Below are 23,584 nucleotides of genomic sequence, written 5' to 3' on the forward strand. Positions count from 1 at the left end.
CCCCTAATGAAAAAAACCAAAGGTTCTCCGCTGTTCCACCTGCGCCCCGACCCGCTTCGCTGGTCCATTGCAGGCGCCTTGATGCTGCAACCGCTGCTGGCACTGGGTGAGGGCATCACACCTGTTCAAGGCCCCAACGGCAGTGCGCAGGTGCACTTGCAGAACGGCATCCCGGTGATAAACATCACGGCGCCCGGCCCCAGTGGCCTGTCCCATAACCCCTTCAACGACTACAACGTGCCTGTGCAAGGCTTGGTATTGAACAATGCCCTTACGCCAGGCGACTCCCGGCTGGCGGGCGCGCTTGGGAGTAACCCCCAGCTACAAGGGCAAGCTGCAAGCGTGATTCTCAACCAGGTGGTAGGCGCACTACCGTCCACGGTACTGGGTACTCAGGAGATCTTTGGCCAGGCGGCGGACTATGTGCTGGCCAACCCCAACGGCATCCATGTTCAAGGGGTCGGCTTTATCAATACGCCCCGGGCCGTGTTTCTGGTCGGCACCCCAGAAGTCACGGACGGGCGCCTCACTGGCCTGAACACCTTCTCCGCCCCTGGCGACCTTCATATCAGTGGGCGCGGCCTCACAGCTGAAGGCGCTGTAGACCTGATTGCCCCGCGTATCAACAACGAAGGCCAGCTGGAAACCACAGGCGCCCTCACTGCCATCGCCGGGCGTAACCGCGTGGCTGCCGACGGTTTGCAGGTACTTGAAACCCAGCAGCGCCCTGACGAAGCAGCAGGCATCGACCTTAACGTACTGGGCGCAATGAAGGCAGGCCGCATTCGCATGGTGAGCACGCGGGAAGGCGCCGGCATCCGCCTGGCAGGGCCCAGCGTGCTCGGTACACAAGGCGTGCATGTGGTATCCGCTGGCGATGTGAGCGTAGGCCGGGAGGGCAATGGCAAAACCATTGTGGCGTCTACCCAAGGTGAACTGGCCTTCGATGCCGGGCAGGACATCACCTTCACCGGCAGCCGCCTGGCAGGCCGTACGGTACGCGCCAAAGCCAGCCGTGACCTGACCCTGGACGCTGCCACCGAAGCGCAGGTAAAGCGCCAGCGGGAAGACTGGAAAAAGAAAACCTGGTTCGTAACCACCGAAACCTATAGCAACAACACTGAAGAACACCGCACCCTGCTGGAAGGCAATACCCTCACGGCAGTGACAGACATGACGCTTGAGGCAGGGCGCAATGTGACCCTGCGTGCCAGTGACCTGCAAGCAGACCATTCGCTTGCGATCAATGCCGGGAACCAGCTGCTGATTGAAGGCGGCATTGAAACCACCACCCGCACCTCGGAAACTCACCACCGCAAACACCTCTGGAGGGGCGACAAAACCGAACGCAGCCTGGAAGAAAAGGCACGGCCTTCGGCATTGAGTGCAGGTACTGTCACCCTCAGCGCGGGTGACAAGGCGACCGTGCGGGGCAGCGACATCACTAGCCGGGGTGACCTCAACATCACGGCGGGCAGTATCGAGGTAGGCAGCCAGACCGTGAAACGCACAGCCAACCGCGATGACTACCGGGGTGACCTGATCGGCGGCTGGGCGTTTGGGGAAAACGGTGACCGGGAAGAAACCGGCACGCGCCAACGAGGCAGCCACCTCAAGGCCGAAGGCACGGCACGGCTGATTTCCGATGATGTAGTGATCCAGGGCAGCACTGTGCATGGCAAGGGGGGCACTCAGACCATTGGTAAAAAAGGGCCGGTGATCATCGAAAGCGTGGTGGATGTGACCCACGTGAAGGAACGCCGCCACGCCTCCAAGCTGGCAGGCCTGGTAGGCGACAAGACGTCCAGTGTTCGGAACCAGGAACAAGTAGTGCGCGCCTCTGTCACCACCGACGGTGACCACCTCGCTACCAGCGCCACGGACATCACGGTGATCGGCTCGGACGTAACGGCTGGCGGCGCCAACGTGAACAAAGCCAAAGGCAACGTGAATGTGCTGCCGGCCAAAGCCACCCGTAATGAAGTGTCCACCCATGAAACAGCCGGGTTCTATGCCAGGGCTGGGGAAACCCGCAAGGCCGAGGATGGCAAGGCAGGCTCCAAACAGTATGAAGCGGCTGTTGGCCACAAAACCACATCTCAACAAACAACCTTGGATGAAGCCAAGGTAGCGGGCAGCTCATTGACAGGCCGTACCGTTCAACTGGACGGAGAAACGGTCACCCTCGACAGCTCCAAGGTGACGTCCAAGGAAGGCAATGTGGACGTGAATGCAAAAAACCTCAACGTGGTGTCGCAACTCGATACGGCTAAGGAAACGTCCCGCGAGACCAGCCGCGCTTTTAGCGAGCAGGTTACTGGAGGCATAGAGCGCGTGGGCTCTGGCCACGTCTATGAGCAGGAAACATCAACGCGTAGCGAAGAAAAAGCCACCTCGGCCCAGGCAGAGGTAACGTCTGCTGCAGACATCAACTTCAATGTGGATGAACGCATTCACTACAAAGGCGGGTTGGTAAAAGCCGCAGGCAATGTAAACGAGAACGCCCGCGAGATTACGCGCGAGGCGGTGCATGAAGTTGAAGATATCCAAACCACCCGCGAACAGTATGCGTTCAAACCTACGGTCAGCGTGGAGGTTGAAGATGTGACCAAACCGCTGATGCGGCTGTTCACCGGCGAAGACCCTGCCAGGTTCCAGCAGCCTGGCCAGGAAGATTCTATGGTACCGCCTTCCCTGGGCATTGACCTGGAAGCCACCTACCTCAACCGTGAGCAAGGCAAACGGGTGGAAACGCCCGTTGTTACCGCCGTGGAGGGCAAGCAGGTGAATACCCAGGTGGCTGGGCTATTAAAAGACGAGGGCACCCAGTATGTGGCCAAGGAAGGGCCGGTCAACCTTACGGCAGGTAGCCACGAGGCACCGGCTGCCATTGCCAAGACGACTGAAACCTTGAACAGGACGGATGCCAAGGCCGCTGTTCGCGTCGATACCATCACCGGCAGCGACGTTAATGTGAGCGCCAGTGGCGACGCTACCCGCCAGAAGACGCTAACCGAAAACAGTGTGGCTGTACCTGCGTCCCTTGATGGCAAACGTGGCGTGAATGTACAACTGGGTACCGATGGGCGCTATGAAGGCACCGTTATCAAGGCAGGCGAAGGTGAGTTTATCGCCAAGGCAGGTGGCGACTTCACCCTCAAGCAGGCTCAAAACACCCAGTACACCAGAGAGGAAAACCTGGACGGGTACTTCCTGGTGAGAGGGGGTACCGCGCCAGCGGGTAAATCGGCCCTGTTGATGGTGGGTGCTAACGGTAAAACCCTGGAAACCACCAACACCCAAGGCATAGGTGGCAGCATTCAAACCGGCAAAGGCCAGATAACCGCGGGCGGCACCGCTCTGCTTCAAGGCGTAAGCATCAACCAAGGCAACCAGCCCACGGAAACATTTGATATCAACACAGGCGGCAAGGCCGAACTCTTGGCCACGGTGGATACCCACGAAGCCCATGGGCAAGTACTGGGCGGTGCCCTCCAACTGGGCATCAACCGCAACCCCACGGCAGGCGTTGAACGCTTGGGCGGGTCGGTCGGCGGGCATGTGGACATGGGCACTGTGAACGAGCAGTCCGAAACCCGTACAGGCGCGAAGCTCTCGGTCAACCACTTGAATATCAACGCCAAGGCGCACGAAGACGTAGCCATTCACCTGGAAGGCACGCAACTGGCCGGTGAAACCCTCAAGCTTGATGCCGTCAATGGCGGTATTTTGCTTGATGCCGCGCGTAGCCAGGAACACAAAGACAACCTTCGGCTGACGGCCGGTGCCGGCATTGGCGGCAGCAGCGGGCTGAAGAAAGAGGACGACGCCTCCGCACTGTACGGGCGCGTGAAGGTTGACTTGGACAAGGTGGACAACACCACCTACACCCCCCTGGATATTCGCCAGAAGGCCATCGACCTGAACGCTGCCATGAACGTGGAGCTCAAGGGCGCTGTGGTATCAGCAGGCACGGTCACAGGCAACGTGGGCGGCGACCTGATCGTGAGCAGCGCACAGGACAGCGTGTCGGCTACACAGGTAAACGTGGATGCGCGCCTGGGCAAGGAGAAGAACCCCCAAGGCTTGCTTAACGGCCTCAAATCGCTGACAGGCCCTTTCGCCGATAAAGCCACCGAGAAAGTAGGCAAGCAGGTGCAGGCTATGGACCTGGCTGTAACGCCTACCCTGTTGGTGGACGTGGTAACTGAGCAGCGCACCACCGCCGCCAAGGTAGCTTCACTGAGTGGCCAGCAAGGGATCAACCTGAACGTGGGCGGTGACACCTTGCTCAATGGGGCGAAGCTCAAGTCTGCGCAGGGCCAGGTCGCGCTGGGTGGAAGCGAGGTGAAACTCAACGACCTGAGCGGCCGGGACTACCGCGCCGACGTGAGCATCAATGCCTCCAATGGGCCGGCGGAATTGATAGGGAGTGTGATCAACGAATTCACCGCCAACCGCAGCGAACAGGCCAAGGCGGACGAGCATGGCAATGCAGGCCTGATTCGTACCGGTGGGCACGACAGGTCGCAAGCCATCAAGGCGGGGGTAGAGGCGCGTCAGTAATGGGTAGAAGCTGTTCGAAGGCTGCGTCCGCTCGGCTTTCTGTAGGAGCGGGCGCAGCCCGCGAACGGCTTCGGCACTATCTACAGATCATGCAGGTTACAGATCATGCAGGCGCCAGGTGTCATACGCGGGCGTTTCATAGGGATGGCTTTGCTTCAGCGCGGCAATGACAGCCTCAATGCTTTCGTCCACTACCACCAGCTCCACCCGCCACTCCGTGATGGTCTCCAACGCTCCAATGGTGCCTATGAACGGCGCGCTGCCGTTCATAGGCCGGAACTGGCCCTGGCCCAACACCTGCCAACTGCAATGCTCGTAACCGCCCATTCTGCCGCCACCGGCCGCAAACACAGCCGCCTTCACCTGTTCCACATGGCTGGGAGGCACGAAAAAACACAGCTTGTACATCGTGCCCCCCTGCCCCGCGGTCAGTTCACCCATACCCGTGCATTACGGAACATGCGCATCCAGCCGCCGTCTTCGCTCCACTCATCGGCGTACCAAGAGTTCTGCACGGCGCGGAAGACCCGCTCCGGGTGCGGCATCATGATGGTTACACGGCCGTCGCGGCTGGTGAGGCCGGTAATCCCGCGGGGCGAACCGTTAGGGTTGGCCGGGTAGGTTTCCGTAACCTTGCCGTGGTTGTCCACGAAGCGCAGTGCGATGCAGCCTGAGGTGTCCGCTTCGATCAAGGCCTGCTCGTTGGCGAACTCCGCATGGCCTTCACCATGGGCAATGGCGATTGGCATACGCGAACCGGCCATGCCCTGCAGGAAGATGGAGTTGCTCTCCTGCACTTGCACCAAGGCTACGCGGGCTTCGAACTGCTCGGAGCGGTTGCGCACGAAGTGGGGCCAGCTTTCGCTGCCAGGGATCAGCTCGTGCAGGTTGGACATCATCTGGCAACCGTTGCACACGCCCAGGGCAAAGCTGTCGGCACGCTCGAAGAACTGCTGGAAGCCTTCCCGTGCGCGGCTGTTGAACAGCGCCGACTTGGCCCAGCCCTCGCCCGCCCCCAGCACATCGCCATAGGAGAACCCGCCGCAGGCCACCAAGCCCTTGAAGTCGTTCAGGTCTACACGGCCAGCCAGAATGTCGCTCATGTGCACGTCCAGGGCGGTGAAGCCAGCGCGGTCGAAGGCGGCAGCCATCTCGACCTGGCCGTTCACACCCTGCTCGCGCAGCACAGCCACCTTGGGCCGCACGCCCGTCTTGATATACGGCGCGCTGATGTTCTCATTCACGTCGAATGACAGCTTGGCGTGCAGCCCTGGGTTGTCTTCTTCAAGCAACGCGTCGAATTCCTGGTCGGCACAAGTGGCGTTGTCCCGTAGCCGCTGGATGCGGTAGCTGGTTTCGGCCCACTGGCGTTGCAACAGGCGGCGCTCGCCTTCGAACAGGGTGGCCTCGGCCAAGCGAATGGACACATGGCCGTTGTTGATCGGTTTGCCGATCACCACCACGCAGTCGGCAAGGCCGGCCGCGCTGAACTGGGTGAGAATGGCCGGGGTAGCATCGTGACGCACTTGAATCACGGCGCCCAGCTCTTCGTTGAACAGCACGGCTGCCGCTTCTTCAGGGCCATGTGCCAGGGTGTCCAGGCGAAGGTCCAGGCCGCAATGGCCGGCGAAGGCCATTTCCAGCGCCGTTACCAGCAGGCCGCCATCCGAACGGTCATGGTAGGCCAGCAGGTGGCCATCCGCGTTCAAGCCTTGGATCACGGCAAAAAACGCTTTCAGGTCTTCGGCATCGTCCACGTCTGGCGCCGTACGGCCCAGCTGGCTATGCACTTGGGCCAGGATGGAGGCACCCATGCGGTTCTTGCCGCGACCCAGGTCGATCAGGATAAGGTCTGTTTCGCCCTTGTCCATGCGCAACTGAGGCGTGAGGGTTTTGCGAATGTCGGTGACCGGCGCAAAGCCACTGACGATCAGGGACATGGGCGAAGTAACGGACTTGTCCGCGCCCTCATCCTGCCAGCGGGTTTGCATGGACATGGAGTCCTTGCCCACGGGAATAGTAATGCCCAAGGCCGGGCACAGTTCCATGCCCACGGCCTTTACCGTGTCGTAGAGGCGCGCATCTTCGCCGGGATGGCCGGCTGCGGCCATCCAGTTGGCGGAAAGCTTCACGTCCGACAGTTTGCCAATGGCCGAAGCCGCCAGATTGGTAAGGGTTTCGCCAATGGCCATGCGCCCGGACGCGGGAGCGTCCAGCAAGGCTAGCGGGGTGCGCTCGCCCAAGGCCATGGCTTCACCGGTATGTACATCGAAGCTGGTAGCAGTGACCGCACAGTCTGCCACAGGCACCTGCCACGGGCCGACCATCTGGTCGCGAGCCACCAGGCCCGTGATAGTGCGGTCGCCAATGGTGATCAGGAAGCTTTTACTGGCCACCGCCGGGTGGTTCAGCACACGTTTGATCGAGTCCGCCAGGTTCAGCGTGGCCGGGTCGAAATCGTCACCTTGCTCGGCTTCACGCGCCACGGCGCGGTGCATACGGGGCGCCTTGCCCAGCAGTACTTCAAGTGGCATGTCCACAGGGCTGTTGCCAAAGTGGCTGTCGGTGACGGTCAACTGCGGCTCGGCAGTTGCCTCGCCTACCACCGCGAACGGGCAACGCTCACGCTCGCAAATGGCCTGGAAGCGGGGGAAATCTTCCGCAGGCACGGCCATCACGTAGCGTTCCTGGGACTCGTTGCTCCAGATTTCATGCGGGGCCATGCCCGGCTCGTCGTTGGGCACGCTGCGCAGCTCGAAACGGCCACCACGGCCACCGTCATTCACCAGCTCGGGGAAGGCGTTGGACAAGCCGCCCGCACCCACGTCGTGGATGAAGCAGATGGGGTTGGCATCGCCAAGCTGCCAGCAGCGGTCGATCACTTCCTGGCAACGGCGCTCCATTTCAGGGTTTTCACGCTGTACGGAGGCGAAGTCTAGGTCTGCCGAGCTGGCGCCCGTGGCCATGGACGAGGCTGCGCCGCCGCCCAGGCCGATCAGCATGGCCGGGCCGCCCAACACGATCAGCTTGGCCCCTACGGGAATCTCGCCCTTCTGCACGTGCTCGGCGCGGATGTTGCCCAGGCCGCCAGCCAGCATGATGGGCTTGTGGTAGCCGCGGACTTCCTCGCCACGGGGGCTATTCACTGCCTGTTCGAAGGTACGGAAATAGCCGGTAAGCGCCGGGCGCCCGAACTCGTTGTTGAACGCCGCGCCGCCTAGCGGGCCTTCAATCATGATGTCCAGGGGCGTGACAATGCGCTCGGGCTTGCCATAGGCTTTTTCCCAAGGCTGTTCAAAGCCGGGGATATTGAGGTTGGAGACCGTGAAGCCGGTCAGGCCTGCCTTGGGCTTGGCGCCCCGCCCAGTAGCACCTTCGTCGCGGATTTCCCCCCCCGAACCGGTAGAAGCACCTGGGAATGGTGCAATGGCCGTAGGGTGGTTATGGGTTTCCACCTTCATAAGGATATGCACGGGCTCACGCACGGCGGCGTATTCACGTGTGTCCGGGTTGGGGAAGAACCGGCCGGCCTCGTTGCCCACGATCACGGCAGCGTTGTCTTTGTAGGCCGACAGCACCCCTTCGCCATGCATCTGGTAGGTGTTCTTGATCATGCCGAACAGGCTCTTTTCCTGAGCCTGGCCGTCGATGTCCCAACTGGCGTTGAAGATTTTGTGACGGCAGTGCTCGGAGTTCGCCTGGGCGAACATCATCAGTTCGATGTCGTTGGGGTTACGCTTGAGGCCCTGGAAACTGGTGACCAGGTAGTCGATTTCGTCATCGGCCAACGCCAGGCCCAAGCTCACGTTGGCTGCCTCCAAGGCTGCACGGCCGCCGCCCAGCACGTCTACAGAGGTCATGGGTTGAGGTTCGGCATGGCGGAACATGGCCGAAGCGTCTTCCAAGCGATCCAGCACACGCTGGGTCATGCGGTCATGCAGCACGGCGGCCACATCGGCGGCCTGCGCATCGCTCAACTCGCCCTGCACATAATAGGCAATGCCGCGCTCCAGGCGCTCCACGGTACCCAGCCCACAGTTGTGGGCAATGTCGCTGGCCTTGCTCGACCACGGCGAGATGGTGCCGAACCGTGGCACCACCAGGAACAGACGCCCAGCGGGTTCCTGCACCGGAACGCTTGGGCCGTACTTGAGCAAGCGCGCCAGCACCTGCAGCTGTTCATCGTTGAGGTCTGCCTTGAGTTCGGCAAAATGGGCGAACTCGGCGTAAAGACCGGTGACAGCGGGGACCTTCTGACTCACTTGCTCCAGTAATTTACCGTGGCGGAAGGCAGAAAGGGCAGGAGCGCCGCGCAGGATCAACATCGTGGGGACAGCCTCGAGAGGGTGTAGAGGGGTCGCGCATTCTAGCCTAAAGCGGCGCGGCAGGCACCCGTCTCGGCGCAGCGGCAGGCAGACGGTCGCCCTCCTGGGCATAGCCCTGGCGCCTTAGCAGAACGCTGTTACGATGTCGAGATATGGTGGCGCAAGCGCTTTGCGTATACTGCACCCATGTTTGCCTCCAGTGTTCCCCACGTGCGCCATGCGCTGTGGTTCCTTGCAACCTGTCTTCTCCTGATGCTCAGCGGCTGTGTGGAAAAACCCAGCACACTGGAGCGAATCAAGGAGGACGGCGTGTTGCGCGTGATTACCCGCAACAGCCCGGCCACGTATTTCCAGGACCGCAACGGCGAAACCGGCTTCGAATACGAACTGGTCAAGCGCTTTGCCGACGACCTGGGGGTGAAGCTGGAGATCCAGACCGCCGACAACCTGGACGACCTTTTCGACCGCCTGGGCAAACCGGACGGCCCGGTGCTGGCCGCCGCCGGCCTGGTCAGCAGCAGCGCCCGCCAGCAAACGGCCCGCTTCTCGCACCCCTACCTTGAAGTCACGCCGCAGGTCATCTACCGCAACGGCCAGCCCCGCCCGTCCGAAGCCAAGGACCTGGTCGGCAAGAAGATCACTGTGCTCAAGGGCAGCACCCATGCCGAGCAACTGGCCGAACTAAAGCGCCAGAACCCCGGCATCGAATACGAAGAGTCCGACGCGGTGGAAGTGGTAGACCTGTTGCGCATGGTCGACGAAGGGCAGATCGATTACACCTTGGTGGACTCCAACGAGGTGGCCATGAACCAGGTGTACTTCCCCAACGTTCGGGTAGCCTTCGACCTGGGCGAAACACGGGACCAGCGCTGGGCCGTGGCCATGGGCAATGACAATAGCCTGCTGCACGAGATCGACACCTTCCTGGACAAAGTGCGCCGTAACGGGACACTGCAGCGGCTCAAAGACCGTTACTACGGCCATGTGGACGTGTTGGGCTATGTGGGTGCCTATACCTTTGCCCAGCACTTGCAGGAGCGGCTTCCGCGCTTTGAAAAGCACTTCCAGGCCGCCGCCAAGCAGCAGCGGGTGGACTGGCGCCTGATGGCTGCCATCGGCTATCAGGAGTCCATGTGGCAATCGTCGGTCACGTCCAAGACCGGGGTGCGTGGCCTGATGATGCTCACTCAGAACACCGCCCAGGCCATGGGCGTGGCCAACCGGCTGGATGCGCGCCAGAGCATCTACGGCGGCTCCAAGTATTTTGCCCTTATCAAGGATGGGCTCGATGACAGCATTCAGGAGCCAGACCGCACCTGGTTCGCCCTGGCTGCCTATAACATCGGCACCGCTCACCTGGACGACGCACGCAAGCTGGCCGTAGACGAAGGGCTGGATCCGAACAAGTGGCTGGACGTGAAGAAAATGCTGCCAAGGCTGTCCCAGAAAAAGTGGTACAGCAAAACCCGCTACGGCTATGCCCGCGGTGGCGAACCGGTGCATTTCGTTGCCAACATCCGCCGCTACTACGACATCCTCACCTGGGTGACACAGCCCCAGCCCGAGGGTGGGCAAGTGGCGGATAACAACCTGCACGTACCCGGTGTGGACAAGACCAAGCCCCAACAGCCCCCACAGCAGGGTCAGCAGCAAACGCCGCCGCTGTAACAGTACAGAGCCAGTGACGGTACAAAGTGAGGGGGTTGCCATGGCGCGCGCAGCAATCCCACATCTGAAACGAAGCGTTAACACGGAGGCAGGGTTGCGGTATGACGGGTTATGAACACCTGGAGCAAGATGGCACTGTACAAGTGGAGCACCGGTTGTCCTGGCTGGCCTACGTGCGCGTAGTGTTTACCTTCCTGCTCATGGTGGCTATCTCCGTGGGTATTGGCTGGTGGGCCTTGAACGAAGCCCTTACTGACCGGGCGTTTCAGGCAGGCATCGTGGCAAGCGGCGTCGTGCTGCTGAGTGCTTTGGCGTTGTTCGTGTATAAGGTGCTGTACCTCAAGAGCATCTACCTGTACACCGATGCGTCAGGTGTGTGGATACACAGCGGAATCCTGCCTTGGAGCAAAGGCACTCGCGGCGTGAAGTGGCGTGATATCGAAGACGCCGTGTATTACCCAGGCTTTGTCAGTTGGCTGTTTCGTTCGTATACCGTGCGCATCGGGCACCGCTTTACCAAAACCAGCGAAATCTTCGTGTACAACCTGGCCCAGGGCAACAAAGTGGTGGAGCAGATCAATGCGCTGCACCAGAGCAACCTGACAATGGAGCCGAACGGCACGTTGTAAGCTGGAGCTGGTGGTGTACCGCTTTATCCGGCCATTTCACACGCCATGATGTGTAGCCCCACCCTAGCGCTTCCGCGCCCCCAAGCACGAGGGAACTCATCGCCAACGATGGCCACTCATGGGGACACAGAGGGGGTTCGTGATGCACGTAAATCAGCCCAAACATATAGACCACAGTAACTTCTTATCCGCAGCCAGCAAACTATCCGCACCCGGCAAAGTTTCGGTCAAGTTCTCAATCCCGAAATCGCCGTTCAAAATCAATGGGGATTCGCTGGGATGGGTGGAAGGGGTCATCTCGAAACTGAGTGCTTCCCTTGGCAAGCGCTTGATGGACAGTATTCAAAGCAACAGCCTGTTCAAGGTGGCTGGTGCAGGGCCCAACACCTTCGGCATGCACACTTTTACCGAAAACGGGCAAGACTTTCACCCTCAACTCAATTTCGTGCAAGACCACAATCAGGACCTAAACCTCGCCAGTGTCAATGTAAAGATCAACAACGGCCCTTATCAGCAATGGGGAGCTGCGCCAGGCGCAGCACACCCAGCTCCGCCTCCTCAGGCCCAGCCCAGCGCCCCCCGGCCTACATTGCCCCAACGTCCGCCGGTGGGTATAGGGCTAACCAGCGTTGGGTTAGGGCTTGGTAACCATCAGGCATTTAAAAATGCACGCCCAGCCCGTGAAGTGTATGAGGCCAGGCACAGTTCAAACTCAAACGCCCAACACCTTGCTGACAGTATCAATAACATGCGACAGCAGCAGGAAGAACTTCAAAATGCCGCAGCGTTTATTGCTGAAGAAAAAGATAAAGATTTCAAGCCTCCCTTGAGCCGTGAAGCTTACGAGGCCAAGCTCAATGCTAACCTCTAGGCCATGAACCGCTTAGTGGGTGGTCAACCCAAATACCGTATCGCATACCTGCATACTCTGGAGTCGTCATTCGATAGGGTATTTTTTGAAGCGTTGCCGTGGAAGGCGGTACTGGAAGTGATGGGGCCACTAGAAATGGCTCATACCACCTGTGCAGTGATGGTTGAAGCAAACGTTTCAGAGCACTTCACTTATGTTTCGTGGCGACGTGCCAAGGGTGCGCTTAAATGCCGCACCAAAGGCACTGTCAGATGCATAACCAAGCGATGCTGCCACACGGCTGATGGTAGCCCCTTTGACAGCCAAGCGTTCGCAGGCCAGTAGCATGCGCCATCGAGTAACGTACGCCATAGGCGCCTCGCCTACCGTCTCGGTAAAGTGCGCAGCAAACGCCGAGCGCGACATACCAGCGGCGGCAGCAAGCAGTGCAACACTCCATGGGCTCCCCGGTTTGGCATGCACCGCACTGAGGGCCTTGCTCAGCTTGCTATCCTGCAGCGCGTATAACCAATTGCCCCGTCCCGGTACGGCACTGTCGAGGTAATGGCGCAGCGCTTCGATCAGCAGGACCTGAGCAAAGTGGCTGGCCATCAACTGCCCACCTGGCCGTGGGTAGCGCAGTTCCTCCATCAGCCGTGCAATCGCTAGCCTCAACGCTTCACCCGTCGTGGAGGTGACGTGCACCACCTCTGGCAACAGGCCGAGCAAGAGGCGCGCATGCGTATGACCAAAGCCAAGGTAGCCACCCAACCCGGCGCAGTCGATGCCGGACCCAATGCGTGCCACGTTGCCTGGCGCCACTACCGTCAATGCCTCAGCCACATCCACCGGCTCACGCTCCATGTCGCTGCATAAGCGAAAGGCCGTGCTCCCTGACACCGTCACCACATCGCCCTGCACCAAGCGACGCTGGCCAATGGGTGCATCCCCATATAGCCAACAACTGCCCACGGTGATGGCGAAGCACTTGAGTGAACCGTCAGCGGGATAATGGAGCGACCAGCCCCCACCCGCTTCCAACCCGCGAAAGGCATAGTCGGTAGGGCGCAGCATCGACAACACTTCGGACAGTGGATCCATCGGCTAGACCAGTTCCAGTAGCTAGGCCAAGCATCATATCTGCTTGCCATAGCCCCGTCGGCTGCCAGTGGCGCACTCAACAAATGACGTGCGATGGGTCGTTCTTGGACGAATGCGACGAGTTAAAGGGGTTTTGCGCATTTTTCATCAATGGGTCACTCCCTAAACTGTGCGCTCGTCATCCTGGAGTGGGCACCATGCAAGATACTGCTAACACGGCCTTGTGGCTGTCTGCAAAGCAGGCGGCCTTTACGGTAGCGCCGGCGCCCTATATGGCGCCCCGCGGCCGTGAAGTGGTGGTGCGCACCCGTGCCGTTGCACTCAACCCTTTCGATCGCCACATTCAGACCATCGGTTCTCTCGCTTGCCCGTGGCTTAAATACCCCATGGTGGTCGGCCATGATGTGGCTGGCGATGTGGTCGAAGTGGGTGAGGCCGTTACTCGCTTCCAACCAGGAGACCGTGTACTAGGTTTGGCCGGCGGTATCGACAAGGGGCGCAATCGTGCCGCTGAAGGCGCATTTCAGCGCTACGTTGTGTTGCTCGAACACATGGTAACGCCATTGCCTGCCGAGATGAGTTACAAGGAAGCCAGCGTGTTGCCGCTAGGCCTCTCAACAGCGGCCTGTGCCTTGTTTCAGGAGGGGTTCCTGGCCCTGGCGCCGCCCCAGGCCCAACCCCAGCGCCGTAGCGAAACCGTCATAGTGTGGGGAGGTTCAACCAGCGTCGGCGCCAATGCCATCCAATTAGCAGTAGCGGCTGGCTACGATGTCCTGACTACCTGTTCCCCTAAAAACGTTGAGTTTGTGCGGGGGCTGGGGGCGCTTCAGGCCTTCGATTACCGCAGCGCCACGGTTGTGGCTGATCTGGTGGCCGCACTCGGGCAGTCACGCTGTGCTGGCGCGGTGGCCATTGGTCCAGGCGCCGCGCTCACGTGCGTGGACCTCGTAGTTGCGGCAGGAGGCGCGCTTACTGTGGCGGTGGTTACGCCACCCGTTACCTTCGACGGCATCCCCATTGGTCGTGGACGCGTGCGCAAGCTGCTGCCCACGCTGGCCAACAATGGCATTGGCATAATGAAGTTGATGTGGCGTGGGAAGCGAAGCGGTGTTGCAACGCCCTTCGTGTGGGGCACCTCACTGATTCACAATGAGGTGGGGCCGATGATTTTCCAGGATTACCTGCCACAAGCGCTGGCATGCGGAGCGTTCAAGCCTAGCCCTCCCTGTCAGGTTGCAGGTCATGGCCTGGCGGCGATACCGGCAGCAATGGCCATGCATGAGGCGGGCCTCTCTGCCGCCAAACTGGTCGTTACCCTCTAACCGTGCGCACGAATACCTTAGGTCGCAGCCTAGATGAGCCAATGCCCCTTGGGTACGCCAGGGTCAACCTGCGCTGGTGGGAGAGAATACGGTGAACACCACAGCGCACATACTCACCGTGAAGCTGGGATCAATGCTATGGAAAGCAGTTCGATACGGCGGCGTGCTGCTCGGCGTGTGTGTCGGCTTACTTTCCTATCGTTACGTTGCCAACGTTGGCCCCGTGCCAGAGAACGTGCTCGCCAATCGGTTCTATAACCCCTGGATTATCGTTCACGCTGGCGCCGCTTCGACAGCCTTGATACTGGGCGCCATTCAGTTTTCTCACACTGTACGGCGGCGCTTGCCCAGATGGCATCGCGCAAGCGGATGGCTGTATGTATTCGGTTGCATGGCCGGTGGCGCCTCGGCATTGGTGTTGTCGGCGGGCCTGTCCACAGGCCCCATAGCGGCTTCCGGTTTTGGCGCACTGGGTGCACTGTGGCTTTACACCACGGTACAGGGGGTGCGTGCTGCCATTGCACGCGATTTTTCGAGGCACCGGGCCTGGATGATACGCGCTTACGCACTCACGTTTGCGGCGGTCACGCTCAGGATATACCTCCCCCTGTCGCAGATTTGCGGTATCGATTTTGCCCTTGCCTACCCGTGCATCGCATGGTTGTGTTGGGTACCGAATATGATCGTGGCCGAAATCTACATGCGCTGGCCTGTGGTAGGCCCTGCAAACCCTCAGGCTTGACGCGCCGCCCTCCGCTGCTTGAAGAACTCACTCAACACCGCTCCACACGCCTCAGCCATCACTCCGCCCTCTAGCAGCACCCGGTGGTTGAGAAATGGCTGGGTAAAGAACTGGCCCTGGCTTTGGGCAATGCCGGCCTTGGGCTCCAAGGCGCCAAACACCACCCGCGCTATGCGAGCGTGAACGATTAGCCCCGCGCACATGCTGCAGGGCTCCAACGTGACATAGAGCGTGCTGCCAGGCAGCCGGTAGTTGTTCACGGCCTGGGCGGCTTCACGAATGGCGACCATCTCCGCATGAGCACTGGGGTCGCTGGTGGTGATCGGGCAATTGAAACCCTGGCCTATCACCTCACCGTTCTGAACAACGACGGCCCCCACAGGTACCTCGCCCCGTGCGGCGCCTTGTGCAGCCAGTTCCAGAGCAAGTTGCATAAAATGCCGGTCCTGACTTCGGTCGACAATGACGGGCTGGCGCATCACGCCACCTCAATAGCGGCCATCAGGCCGGTTTCCATGTGGTCGATCACATGGCAGTGGAACATCCAGGTGCCTGGGTTATCGGCCACCAGTGCCACCTGCGCACGTTCGTTGCGCCCCAGCAGGTAGGTGTCGGTGAAGTAGGGAATGACCTTATGGCGGTTGGAAGCGATCACCTTGAAGCTCATCCCGTGCAGGTGCACCGGGTGCTGGTACTGGGTCATGTTCTTGAGCTCGAAAATGTAGCTCTTGCCCTTTTCAAGCCGTGCAATGGGCCGGTCTGCGCAGGTTTTATCGTTGATGTCCCACGCCACCCCGTTGATTTGCCAGAGGCTAGGCGTGCCAGTGTCGCCTTCCTCGGCCGTGCTACCTACCCATTCGAAATTGAAATTGAGTTTCTCGGCGGTGGCCAGGTCCGGTTCGGCAATGGGGTTGGCCGGGAGCGCAGGCGGCCACGGCGTGGCGCTACCTTCGGCGGCCACAGCACGCAACGTACCTAGGCGCACCGGGCCGTCGCGCAGTGAAATCTCTTCGCCTACCGCAGGTACTTTCAGGGCCAGGCACAGGCGCATGCCAGGGCCCAGCCAGTAGTCTTTCCCCAAAGGCCGTGGTTCGATAGGGTTGCCATCCAGCGCATAAATACGCGCCTCACCTGCACCTTTGAGGTTCAGCCGGTAGGTAGCGGTGTTGTCCAGGTTGAGTACACGCAGCCTCACGATCTGGCCAGCAGGCAAATCGAGGACAGGCATTGGCGTACCGTTGATGGTCGACAAACGGCCCAGGGTGCCATTGCGCGCTGCCTCACGGACGACGCTGAACGGCAGGAAGCCGCCCTCCTCGTCCACGTGCCAGTTCTTCAGGCATAGGGTGCGCTCGTGCAGGAAACCTGTAGATTCGCGCTCCTCGACGATAAGCGGCCCTACCAGCCCACGTCCCAGCTGCTCACTGCTGGCTACATGGGGGTGGTACCAGTAACTGCCTGCGTCGGGCACACGGAAGCGATAATCAAAGGTTTCCCCCGGCAATACTGGTAGCTGCGACACATAGGGCACACCGTCCATGTTCAACGGCAGGCGGATGCCGTGCCAATGAATCGTGGTAGGCACCGGCAGACGGTTCACGAAACGCACCCGCAGCCAGTCACCCTGCCGTACCCGCAGCTCGGTACCTGGCGCAGTGCCGCCAAAGGCCCAGGCCGTAGTGGTGTGGCCAGGCACCAGCTCCACATCCAGAGGCGCGGCGATCAACTCGTAATCGTGACCGCCTGGCGCTTCGTTTCGGCCCAGCCAGTATCGTGCGCCACCGCCAGCACCCAGCCCTACGACTGCCAGGCCGGAAAGGCCAGCAAGGATTTGGCGACGTGTGAAGGACATTGAGCTCAACCTCTGATACCGAGACGCGGCCCAGGCCGCGAAGGGGGCAGATACGATACACGTGTACTGCAAAAATTTTAAGTAACGGCGCATATGCCCCTGCAGGCTTTGTAATACCTCTGTACCACCCTTGGCTTGCCTCGCCTGCCCATGCTAGGCCCCTTTTCTCTGGAGGCACAGCATGAGCGATTCTGATTCTTCTCTTTCCCAGCCACAGGCCGCCCTATTGACGTTGGCCCAGGAGGTGGCCAGCAGTTGCCCGGACATGCGCCAGCAGGCGTGGGACATCGCCAATAGTGTATTGAAAGCGCACAACCTGGGCATCCTGGCACCGGACAAGGTGTACTGGCATCGCTTCCGTGATCAGGTCAGCAGCCCCCGTGCCTTTTCCGGCTGGGCACATTACCAGCGTCCTCTCCAGTCCCTCACTTTGGTGGAACTGGTGATGGTGCGTTTCAGTGCCAACGACAGCGAGGTTCCGGATGCCTTGGATGCGCAAACCGGTTTTTACCGGGAGGGGCCAGACGCTGCTGCGTTTGACGAGCGCAACGACATTCCTCTCTTGCCCAGCGCAGTCATGAATAAACTATGGGCCGTAGATTTCAAGCAGCGGTTCACGTCGCAGTGCGAGCAGTTCTGGGCAACCCATGCGGATGACTACCGCACCTTGGCCAAGGCCACGCTGATTGCCCATGCCTTGCAGGCACGGCAGCACAAAACGTTTACAGACGTGGACCTTTCCCGTGTTCTCCAAGCGCTTGCTGGCACTATTCAAGCACCCGCTACCCTGCCGATGTTGCAGGCTGCCTTCATCCCGCCTGCGTCAATGCACGTAGGCTTTTTGCGGATCGGGCAGCATCAAGCCACGGATATTCTGCATCTGATTACGGGTGACACCCATTACCTGTACATGCCTGGCGAACCGGAGCCTTGGCAGGTGTGTGCCGATTGGAAGGCTGTGCACTGGTGGCTGCTGATGCACAACAACCAGGCTGAAAACCGGGCACGCTTCGCCAGCCATTTTCCCTTACGCAGCGCGTTGGCCGATGAAGGGAAGCAGCCTTTGAACCAGACGCTGGACTTGCTGTACAGCACCTGGGGCCGGACCCAGTGCCCATTGCTGGAACCGCCAGCGCCCAGTTTACGCCAAGACGTGTTTACCCAAATGCGCACGCAGGCACAGGCCCGCATGGCCGATGATGCTGAACTGCGCCTGACCAGCAATGCCACCCTGCGCAAACAGATCTGGCTGGGCTACCTGGGTGCCTTCAACCGGGTATTCGGCCCGCTTGGGGCACTGGACTGGCCCATAACCCTGGCTTGTATAGGCGCCGGGCTAGCTGAGGTCGCGCTTAACGTGGACCTGGCTGTGAACGCACCGAGTACTGCCCGTCGACAGCACGCTATTCTCAACGCTGTGGTCGCCAGCGTGAACCTGCTGTTCAACAGTACCTTCTTATGGGGGGCGTGGCGTGGGGCACAGCCTGTAGAGGCACCACTGCTGCCGGAGGTCAGCGCAGCCGGCGACGCAGGCTTGCCTGACATTACACCCGAGCGCCAGTACCCCACTGACACGGCTGCCTTGTTAGACCAGTTTCATAGCAATCGCCTGCTCGGTGCTTACACACCAGGACAAGCGGGCCTGCTGCAAGGTGTATATACCCTGAACGGCCAGTTCTATATCGAACTGGACGGGTACAGTTATCAGGTACGCCATGCTTCCGCGCTTAACGAGTGGGCCATCGTCGATCCAGCCTCACCCTTTGCGTTTCAACGCAATGTACCGGTGCGCCTGAACGCGGACGGCCGGTGGGAATTGGCACCACGCCCCGGTTTGCTAGGAGGTGGGCAAACGTTGGGTTGCCTCAACCGAGGCCGCGGTTTGGCAGTAGTACCGGATTACACGCCGCCGCCCCCAAGCCCCTATGACGTTCCCTCGGCACATCAGGCACCGCTGCGCACAGCCGCAGGCAACCTGGGCAGCCCCCTGCTCGACGGTGAGGATTACGACTTTGTGGGTTATCCAGAAGGCAGTGAAGCGCTCGCTGTGTTTCGTGAAAGGCGCGCCAGCTTGCAGCGGGACTCACAGGCCTTTTTCCAGGCCTATGTGCCGCCTTTACGCTCCTCTAATATCGAGCTTGTGCCGCCCAGTACCGCACGCGCGGTACTGTCAGAGATATTCGGCGACCATGACGGTGTCGTTTTGGGAGAGGCGCACCAGGATAACGCTTGCAGGGTGTTTCTGATCGACCACATGGCTAGCCTGCGCAAGCTGGGTGTTAACACGCTATACATGGAGCACTTGCTGGCAGACTTCCACCAGGCCGACCTGGCTACAGCACTTCAACAACGCACCTTGCCTCCCAACTTGAAAGCCTACCTGAATCGCATGGACATCGGTTTCTACAACGGGCACCCCAGCCTCGGCACCTATACTGAACTGGTTCAAACCGCATGTGAGCAAGGTATACGCGTTGTTCCGCTGGATTGCCTGGCCAGCTACAGGGTCAACGGCTTGGAGAACCCAGCAGGCAACCTGCGCCAGCAAATGATGAATTTCTACGCCCATGGCGTGATACAGGCTGATGAAATAGCGCGGGCAAGTGGCAAATGGGTTGCGTTGGTAGGTAACACCCATGCCAGCCTGTTTCGTGGCATTGAAGGCCTTGACACTTTGGAGGGCGTTAACAGCGTACGCTTTGAGGACGTGCCACCAGGCACAGGTCAAGGCTTGCAGGTGGACCCGGGCCGGTATGTAGAGGTGGGGGATGGACGGCAAAACGTGATCCTGCACAGCGACTACCTGTACCGCATGGAAGCGCTTCGCCTTACGCCACCTATTGCTGATCACGAGATTGCCGAGCGGTTGGCTTTGCAGCAAACCTTCCTACTAAGCCCTAGCGACGAGGGCTGGAAACTGTCTATCCACTTGCCCAGTACGGGATTGGTCACGACCCCGGTAATACAGGAAGACACGCTGTTCTGGGTGGACCTGCCGCAGCTGCGCCAAGTCCATCAGGTGCGCTATACCAGCCTCACCGCCTTGAGCAATGATCTGAAACGGCTGGGCTTTAGGTCAGCAAGCTAACGGATCACAACACTTCGGCTGATTGCGTGCACCGTTCTGCACCCGGCATTGCCCAATGTAAGGTCCAGTTCCCGCTGTAGCAGGTTGAACGCATGCACGGCCCCAGGCTGCCCACCTACGGCCGTGCCATATAGAAAGGCACGGCCAACCATCACAGCCTTGGCGCCCAGCGCCAGAGCCTTGAACACGTCACTGCCGCGCTGTATGCCGCTGTCCATCATGATGGTCAGCCGATCAGCAATGGCCTCACTGATGGGTTCGAGGGTTTCCATGGGCGCCACTGCGCTATCCAGGTTTCGGCCCCCGTGGTTGGATACCACAATCCCGTCAGCGCCCAGCTCCAGCGCCTTGAGCGCATCGCCAGGGCGGGCAATGCCCTTGACCACCAAATACCCTTTCCATAGCTTGCGCAGGCGCGCGATGTGCGCCCAGGTCAGCCCAGGGTCATGACGCATCTGCTGCTTGGCGCCTCCACCCAAGAGGGTTTTACGATACGCCTCAGGGTAGTTGGCAAAACTGGGCATACCCCCATTGAGCCAATAACGCCCAAGCACACCCAGTACCCAACCTGGCCGTAGTGCCACATCGCCCAGCAAGCGTGGCGAAAACCGGAACGGCATGCCCATGCCATTGACCACATTGTATTCCCGGTTAGGCACTACGGGCGTGTCCACCGTAATGACAAGCGTACGAATACCCAGGTGTTGTGCACGCTGAACCAGCGCATCTGAAAGTGCCGGGATGTCCCATAGGTAAAGCTGAAACCACAGGTTCTGGACCTGTGTGGCGCTCGCAATAGCCTCGATGGACGTGATGGCTTCCGTGGCGGCACAAAAAGGGATACCCACTTGCTGCGCAGCCTTGGCCAGGGCAATTTCCCCCTGGTACCACACAAGGCCTGCGAACGCGGTGGGCGCAACGACCATTGGGGCGGATATCTCCTGATCGAACAACCGGGTACGGGTAGATCGCGGGGCCCCTCCGGTCAGTACCTGAGGGGCAATACGTACCCGTTCGAACGCTCGCCGATTGGCGATCAAGCCGGTTTCGTCCTCGGTGCCGCGGTCGATGTACTCGAAAATCGGCCGAGGCAGGCGCTTACGTGCGTGGGTGCGTAACGCCTTGAAATTGAGCGGTCGGCTCATTGGGCGTGCCTCGATACTGGGAGGCAGGTGCGGTGCAGGCAGGGGTTACCTGTCACGCTCATTCCGCATAAACCCACAGGACCACGGCCTCTTGCGCGCTGGTGGAAACCCACTTGTGGCCGGCGCTTGCGTCGTAATACAGGCTGTCGCCTTCGCCCAGCGCCACGGGCGCATAAATTTTCGAATACACCGTAAGTTCGCCCGTAAGCACATACACGAATAGCTCACCGGCATGGGTTGCCCAGTCGCTATAGTCGTCTGGGTGCCGCGCCGCCACTTGAGTCTTGAGCGGCAGCATGCGCTTGTGCCTGAGGTCAGCCGCCAGCCACGTGTTCTTGCAGGTGTGTGTATTGGAAACCAGGCCATGGGCGCAGCGGTTCACACTGCGCCGGGCATCGGAGGCATGGGCAGGATGCTCGGACAATAAGGTGATGACATCGATGGAAAAGCCCCGTGCAATCTTGTTCAGGCTGCCCAACGTGGGCGATAGCTCGTTACGCTCGATTCTCGACAAGGCCGAATGAGACAGCCCCGTCTGCTGAGCGGTCTTGGATAACGTCCAGTCGCGCTCTTTACGCAGCTTCTTGATGCGCTCCCCGATATCAAGGGCTACTTCATCCTCTATGATTTCGTACTCCGCCCCTGGAACGGAGGCTTTACCCAGCTGGATATCCAATTGTTTCACCTGATCGTTTTCAATACGGCACAGCATGCCAACTGATGCTGGCGTGCTTGGGTTACAACGTTGAAAGTATGTTCTGTGGCGCTGTGGTTCAAAGATGACACCGTTGCAACCGGCTATCAATTCTGTGATCCATTCTGGCGTGTTGCCCGAACGAATCAATCGAATACTTTGCCAGGGTTCATGCGCCTTTCGGGGTCAATCACGCCTTTGATGGCTTTCATCAGCGCCAGGTCCTGCGGGCTACGGCTGGCCTGCAGGCGCGCCTTGTTGGTCTGCCCGATGCCATGTTCGGCACTCACGGTGCCGCCCAGGCTCAGGGTCACGTCGTCTACCAACTGATGCACGCCCTTGGCCGCAACTGCCAGTTGTTCAGCCGAATGCTGGTCGCGCTGGAACATGTGGATCACGTGAATGTTGCCATCCCCGATATGCCCTACCATCAACACCTGGCCTTGGGGATAGGCCTGCATCAGCCGCTGCTCCACTTCAGTGGCAAACACTCCCTGCTGGCTTAGGGGCACTGCGGTGTCATGGGTGACCCCATACCCTTCCAGCTTGTTTGCCTCCGAAACGCTGTGGCGCAATTGCCAGAGGCTGTTCTGCTGCGCCTGGCTGGTGGCCACCACCGCGTCCGTAATAAGTTCGGTTTCAAGGGCCTTTTCAAGCTCAGCCTCAAGGGCACCGCGCAAGTCGTAGCCTTCAAGGGTTTCAGTCACCTCGATCAGCAAACACCAGGGCGACGGCTCGGCAAACGGCCAGGTGACCCCTTGGGCATGCTTGAGCACCAGCGCCACCTGCGCCCAATTGATGATTTCGCATGACAGCAAGCGCTCGCCCAGGCTGCGCCGCACCCGGTGAAGCAGTGTGAGGGCCTGCTCGACGTTGTGCAGGGTCACCATGGCCAATTCCCGTACCTTGGGCGCGGGAAACACCTTCAACGTGGCGGCCGTGATGATACCCAAGGTGCCTTCCGCACCAATAAAGAGCTGCTTGAGGTCATACCCGGTGTTGTTCTTGCGCAGCGGCGTAAGCCAGTCGTGAACCGTGCCATCGGGCAGTACCACTTCCAGGCCCAGAACCAAGTCTCGCATGGGGCCATAACGCAACACCGCCGTGCCCCCGGCATTGGTCGCAATATTGCCACCAATCTGGCAGCTGCCCTCGGCACCCAAGCTCATGGGAAAGAAGTAACCCTGCTCGGCGGCCAAGTTCTGTACCGTTTCCAGCACACAACCAGCGTCCAGCGTGATACTGCCATCGATCTCGCTAAATGCACGGACGTTGTTCATCCGGCCTAGCCACAGCACCATTTGGTTGCCGTTGGCGCTCGGCGTGGCAGCACCGCACAGCCCGGTATTACCCCCTTGGGGCACCACTTCCACCCCATGGCGCATACACAACGCCATTAGCTCGGACACTTCCCGCGTATTCCCTGGCCGGGCCACACACAGTGCCTTGCCTAAGTAACGGCCCCGCCAATCCACGTCGAAACCGGCTGTGTCAGAGCCGAACAACAGGTTGTCGACCCCAACCACTTCAGCAGCGGCTTGCAGGAACTCATTCAAAATCAATCCCCTACGCTTGATCCCAATAGGCCACAAAGTGCAGTGC

Annotated in this window: 15 protein-coding genes; 7 read left to right on the forward strand and 8 right to left on the reverse strand. The window is 60.1% G+C overall.

Going from position 1 to position 23,584, the window contains the following annotated elements:
- Window positions 1-6 precede the first annotated feature (6 nt).
- Window positions 7-4,566 carry a hemagglutinin repeat-containing protein gene (locus tag ACSAMW_RS09670; protein WP_500593734.1) on the forward strand — a complete coding sequence of 1,520 codons (4,560 nt, stop codon included), beginning with the start codon at window positions 7-9 and terminating at the stop codon, window positions 4,564-4,566.
- A gap of 96 nt (window positions 4,567-4,662) precedes the next feature.
- On the opposite strand, the gene ACSAMW_RS09675 is transcribed toward ACSAMW_RS09670, so the two are convergent.
- A complete protein-coding gene (locus tag ACSAMW_RS09675; RefSeq protein ID WP_500593735.1) occupies window positions 4,663-4,974 on the reverse strand; it encodes an NGG1p interacting factor NIF3 in 312 nt (103 codons plus the stop codon).
- Window positions 4,975-4,994: 20 nt separating this feature from the next.
- The gene (purL, locus tag ACSAMW_RS09680; RefSeq protein WP_500593736.1) at window positions 4,995-8,891 is read right to left on the reverse strand and encodes a phosphoribosylformylglycinamidine synthase; all 3,897 of its coding nucleotides are present in this window, start codon (window positions 8,889-8,891) and stop codon (window positions 4,995-4,997) included.
- Between the two features lie 186 nt (window positions 8,892-9,077).
- Between purL and mltF the strand changes: the two genes are divergently transcribed.
- The 3 genes from mltF to ACSAMW_RS09695 all read left to right on the forward strand — a co-directional run bounded on the left by mltF (window position 9,078) and on the right by ACSAMW_RS09695 (window position 12,059).
- Window positions 9,078-10,559: a membrane-bound lytic murein transglycosylase MltF gene (gene mltF / locus ACSAMW_RS09685; RefSeq protein WP_500593737.1), complete on the forward strand. Its 1,482-nt coding sequence runs from the start codon at window positions 9,078-9,080 to the stop codon at window positions 10,557-10,559.
- A 101-nt stretch (window positions 10,560-10,660) separates the two neighbouring features.
- On the forward strand, window positions 10,661-11,188 hold the full coding sequence (locus ACSAMW_RS09690) for a hypothetical protein (protein ID WP_500593738.1): 528 nt from the start codon (window positions 10,661-10,663) through the stop codon (window positions 11,186-11,188).
- Between the two features lie 142 nt (window positions 11,189-11,330).
- On the forward strand, window positions 11,331-12,059 hold the full coding sequence (locus ACSAMW_RS09695) for a hypothetical protein (RefSeq protein WP_500593739.1): 729 nt from the start codon (window positions 11,331-11,333) through the stop codon (window positions 12,057-12,059).
- Between the two features lie 177 nt (window positions 12,060-12,236).
- Here the strand turns inward: ACSAMW_RS09695 and ACSAMW_RS09700 are convergent, their stop codons facing one another.
- Window positions 12,237-13,139, reverse strand: a complete 903-nt coding sequence (locus ACSAMW_RS09700) for an AraC family transcriptional regulator (RefSeq protein ID WP_500593740.1) — start codon at window positions 13,137-13,139, stop codon at window positions 12,237-12,239.
- 197 nt (window positions 13,140-13,336) lie between these two features.
- Between ACSAMW_RS09700 and ACSAMW_RS09705 the strand changes: the two genes are divergently transcribed.
- On the forward strand, window positions 13,337-14,461 hold the full coding sequence (locus ACSAMW_RS09705; protein WP_500593741.1) for a zinc-binding alcohol dehydrogenase family protein: 1,125 nt from the start codon (window positions 13,337-13,339) through the stop codon (window positions 14,459-14,461).
- A 91-nt stretch (window positions 14,462-14,552) separates the two neighbouring features.
- A complete protein-coding gene (locus ACSAMW_RS09710; RefSeq protein ID WP_500593742.1) occupies window positions 14,553-15,203 on the forward strand; it encodes a DUF2306 domain-containing protein in 651 nt (216 codons plus the stop codon).
- Here ACSAMW_RS09710 and tadA read toward each other — a convergent pair.
- Together tadA and ACSAMW_RS09720 are read right to left on the reverse strand one after the other, a co-directional pair.
- Complete coding sequence (tadA, locus tag ACSAMW_RS09715; protein WP_500593743.1) at window positions 15,194-15,682, reverse strand: tRNA adenosine(34) deaminase TadA; 489 nt, start codon at window positions 15,680-15,682, stop codon at window positions 15,194-15,196. The genes ACSAMW_RS09710 and tadA overlap by 10 nt on opposite strands.
- On the reverse strand, window positions 15,682-17,055 hold the full coding sequence (locus tag ACSAMW_RS09720) for a multicopper oxidase family protein (protein ID WP_500593744.1): 1,374 nt from the start codon (window positions 17,053-17,055) through the stop codon (window positions 15,682-15,684). The genes tadA and ACSAMW_RS09720 overlap by 1 nt, the downstream gene beginning before the upstream one ends.
- 181 nt (window positions 17,056-17,236) lie before the next feature.
- Here ACSAMW_RS09720 and ACSAMW_RS09725 point away from each other — a divergent pair, with 181 nt between their 5' ends.
- On the forward strand, window positions 17,237-20,143 hold the full coding sequence (locus ACSAMW_RS09725) for a dermonecrotic toxin domain-containing protein (RefSeq protein WP_500593745.1): 2,907 nt from the start codon (window positions 17,237-17,239) through the stop codon (window positions 20,141-20,143).
- Here the strand turns inward: ACSAMW_RS09725 and ACSAMW_RS09730 are convergent.
- The 3 genes from ACSAMW_RS09730 to ACSAMW_RS09740 all read right to left on the reverse strand — a co-directional run bounded on the left by ACSAMW_RS09730 (window position 20,140) and on the right by ACSAMW_RS09740 (window position 23,538).
- Complete coding sequence (locus tag ACSAMW_RS09730) at window positions 20,140-21,288, reverse strand: alpha-hydroxy acid oxidase (RefSeq protein WP_500593746.1); 1,149 nt, start codon at window positions 21,286-21,288, stop codon at window positions 20,140-20,142. The genes ACSAMW_RS09725 and ACSAMW_RS09730 overlap by 4 nt on opposite strands.
- 58 nt (window positions 21,289-21,346) lie before the next feature.
- Window positions 21,347-22,000, reverse strand: coding sequence for a helix-turn-helix domain-containing protein (locus tag ACSAMW_RS09735; RefSeq protein ID WP_500593747.1), 654 nt, complete (start codon window positions 21,998-22,000; stop codon window positions 21,347-21,349).
- A gap of 128 nt (window positions 22,001-22,128) precedes the next feature.
- The gene (locus ACSAMW_RS09740; RefSeq protein WP_500593748.1) at window positions 22,129-23,538 is read right to left on the reverse strand and encodes an FAD-binding oxidoreductase; all 1,410 of its coding nucleotides are present in this window, start codon (window positions 23,536-23,538) and stop codon (window positions 22,129-22,131) included.
- Window positions 23,539-23,584 lie beyond the last annotated feature (46 nt).

It is taken from the genome of Pseudomonas sp. AB39(2026), assembly GCF_059831485.1.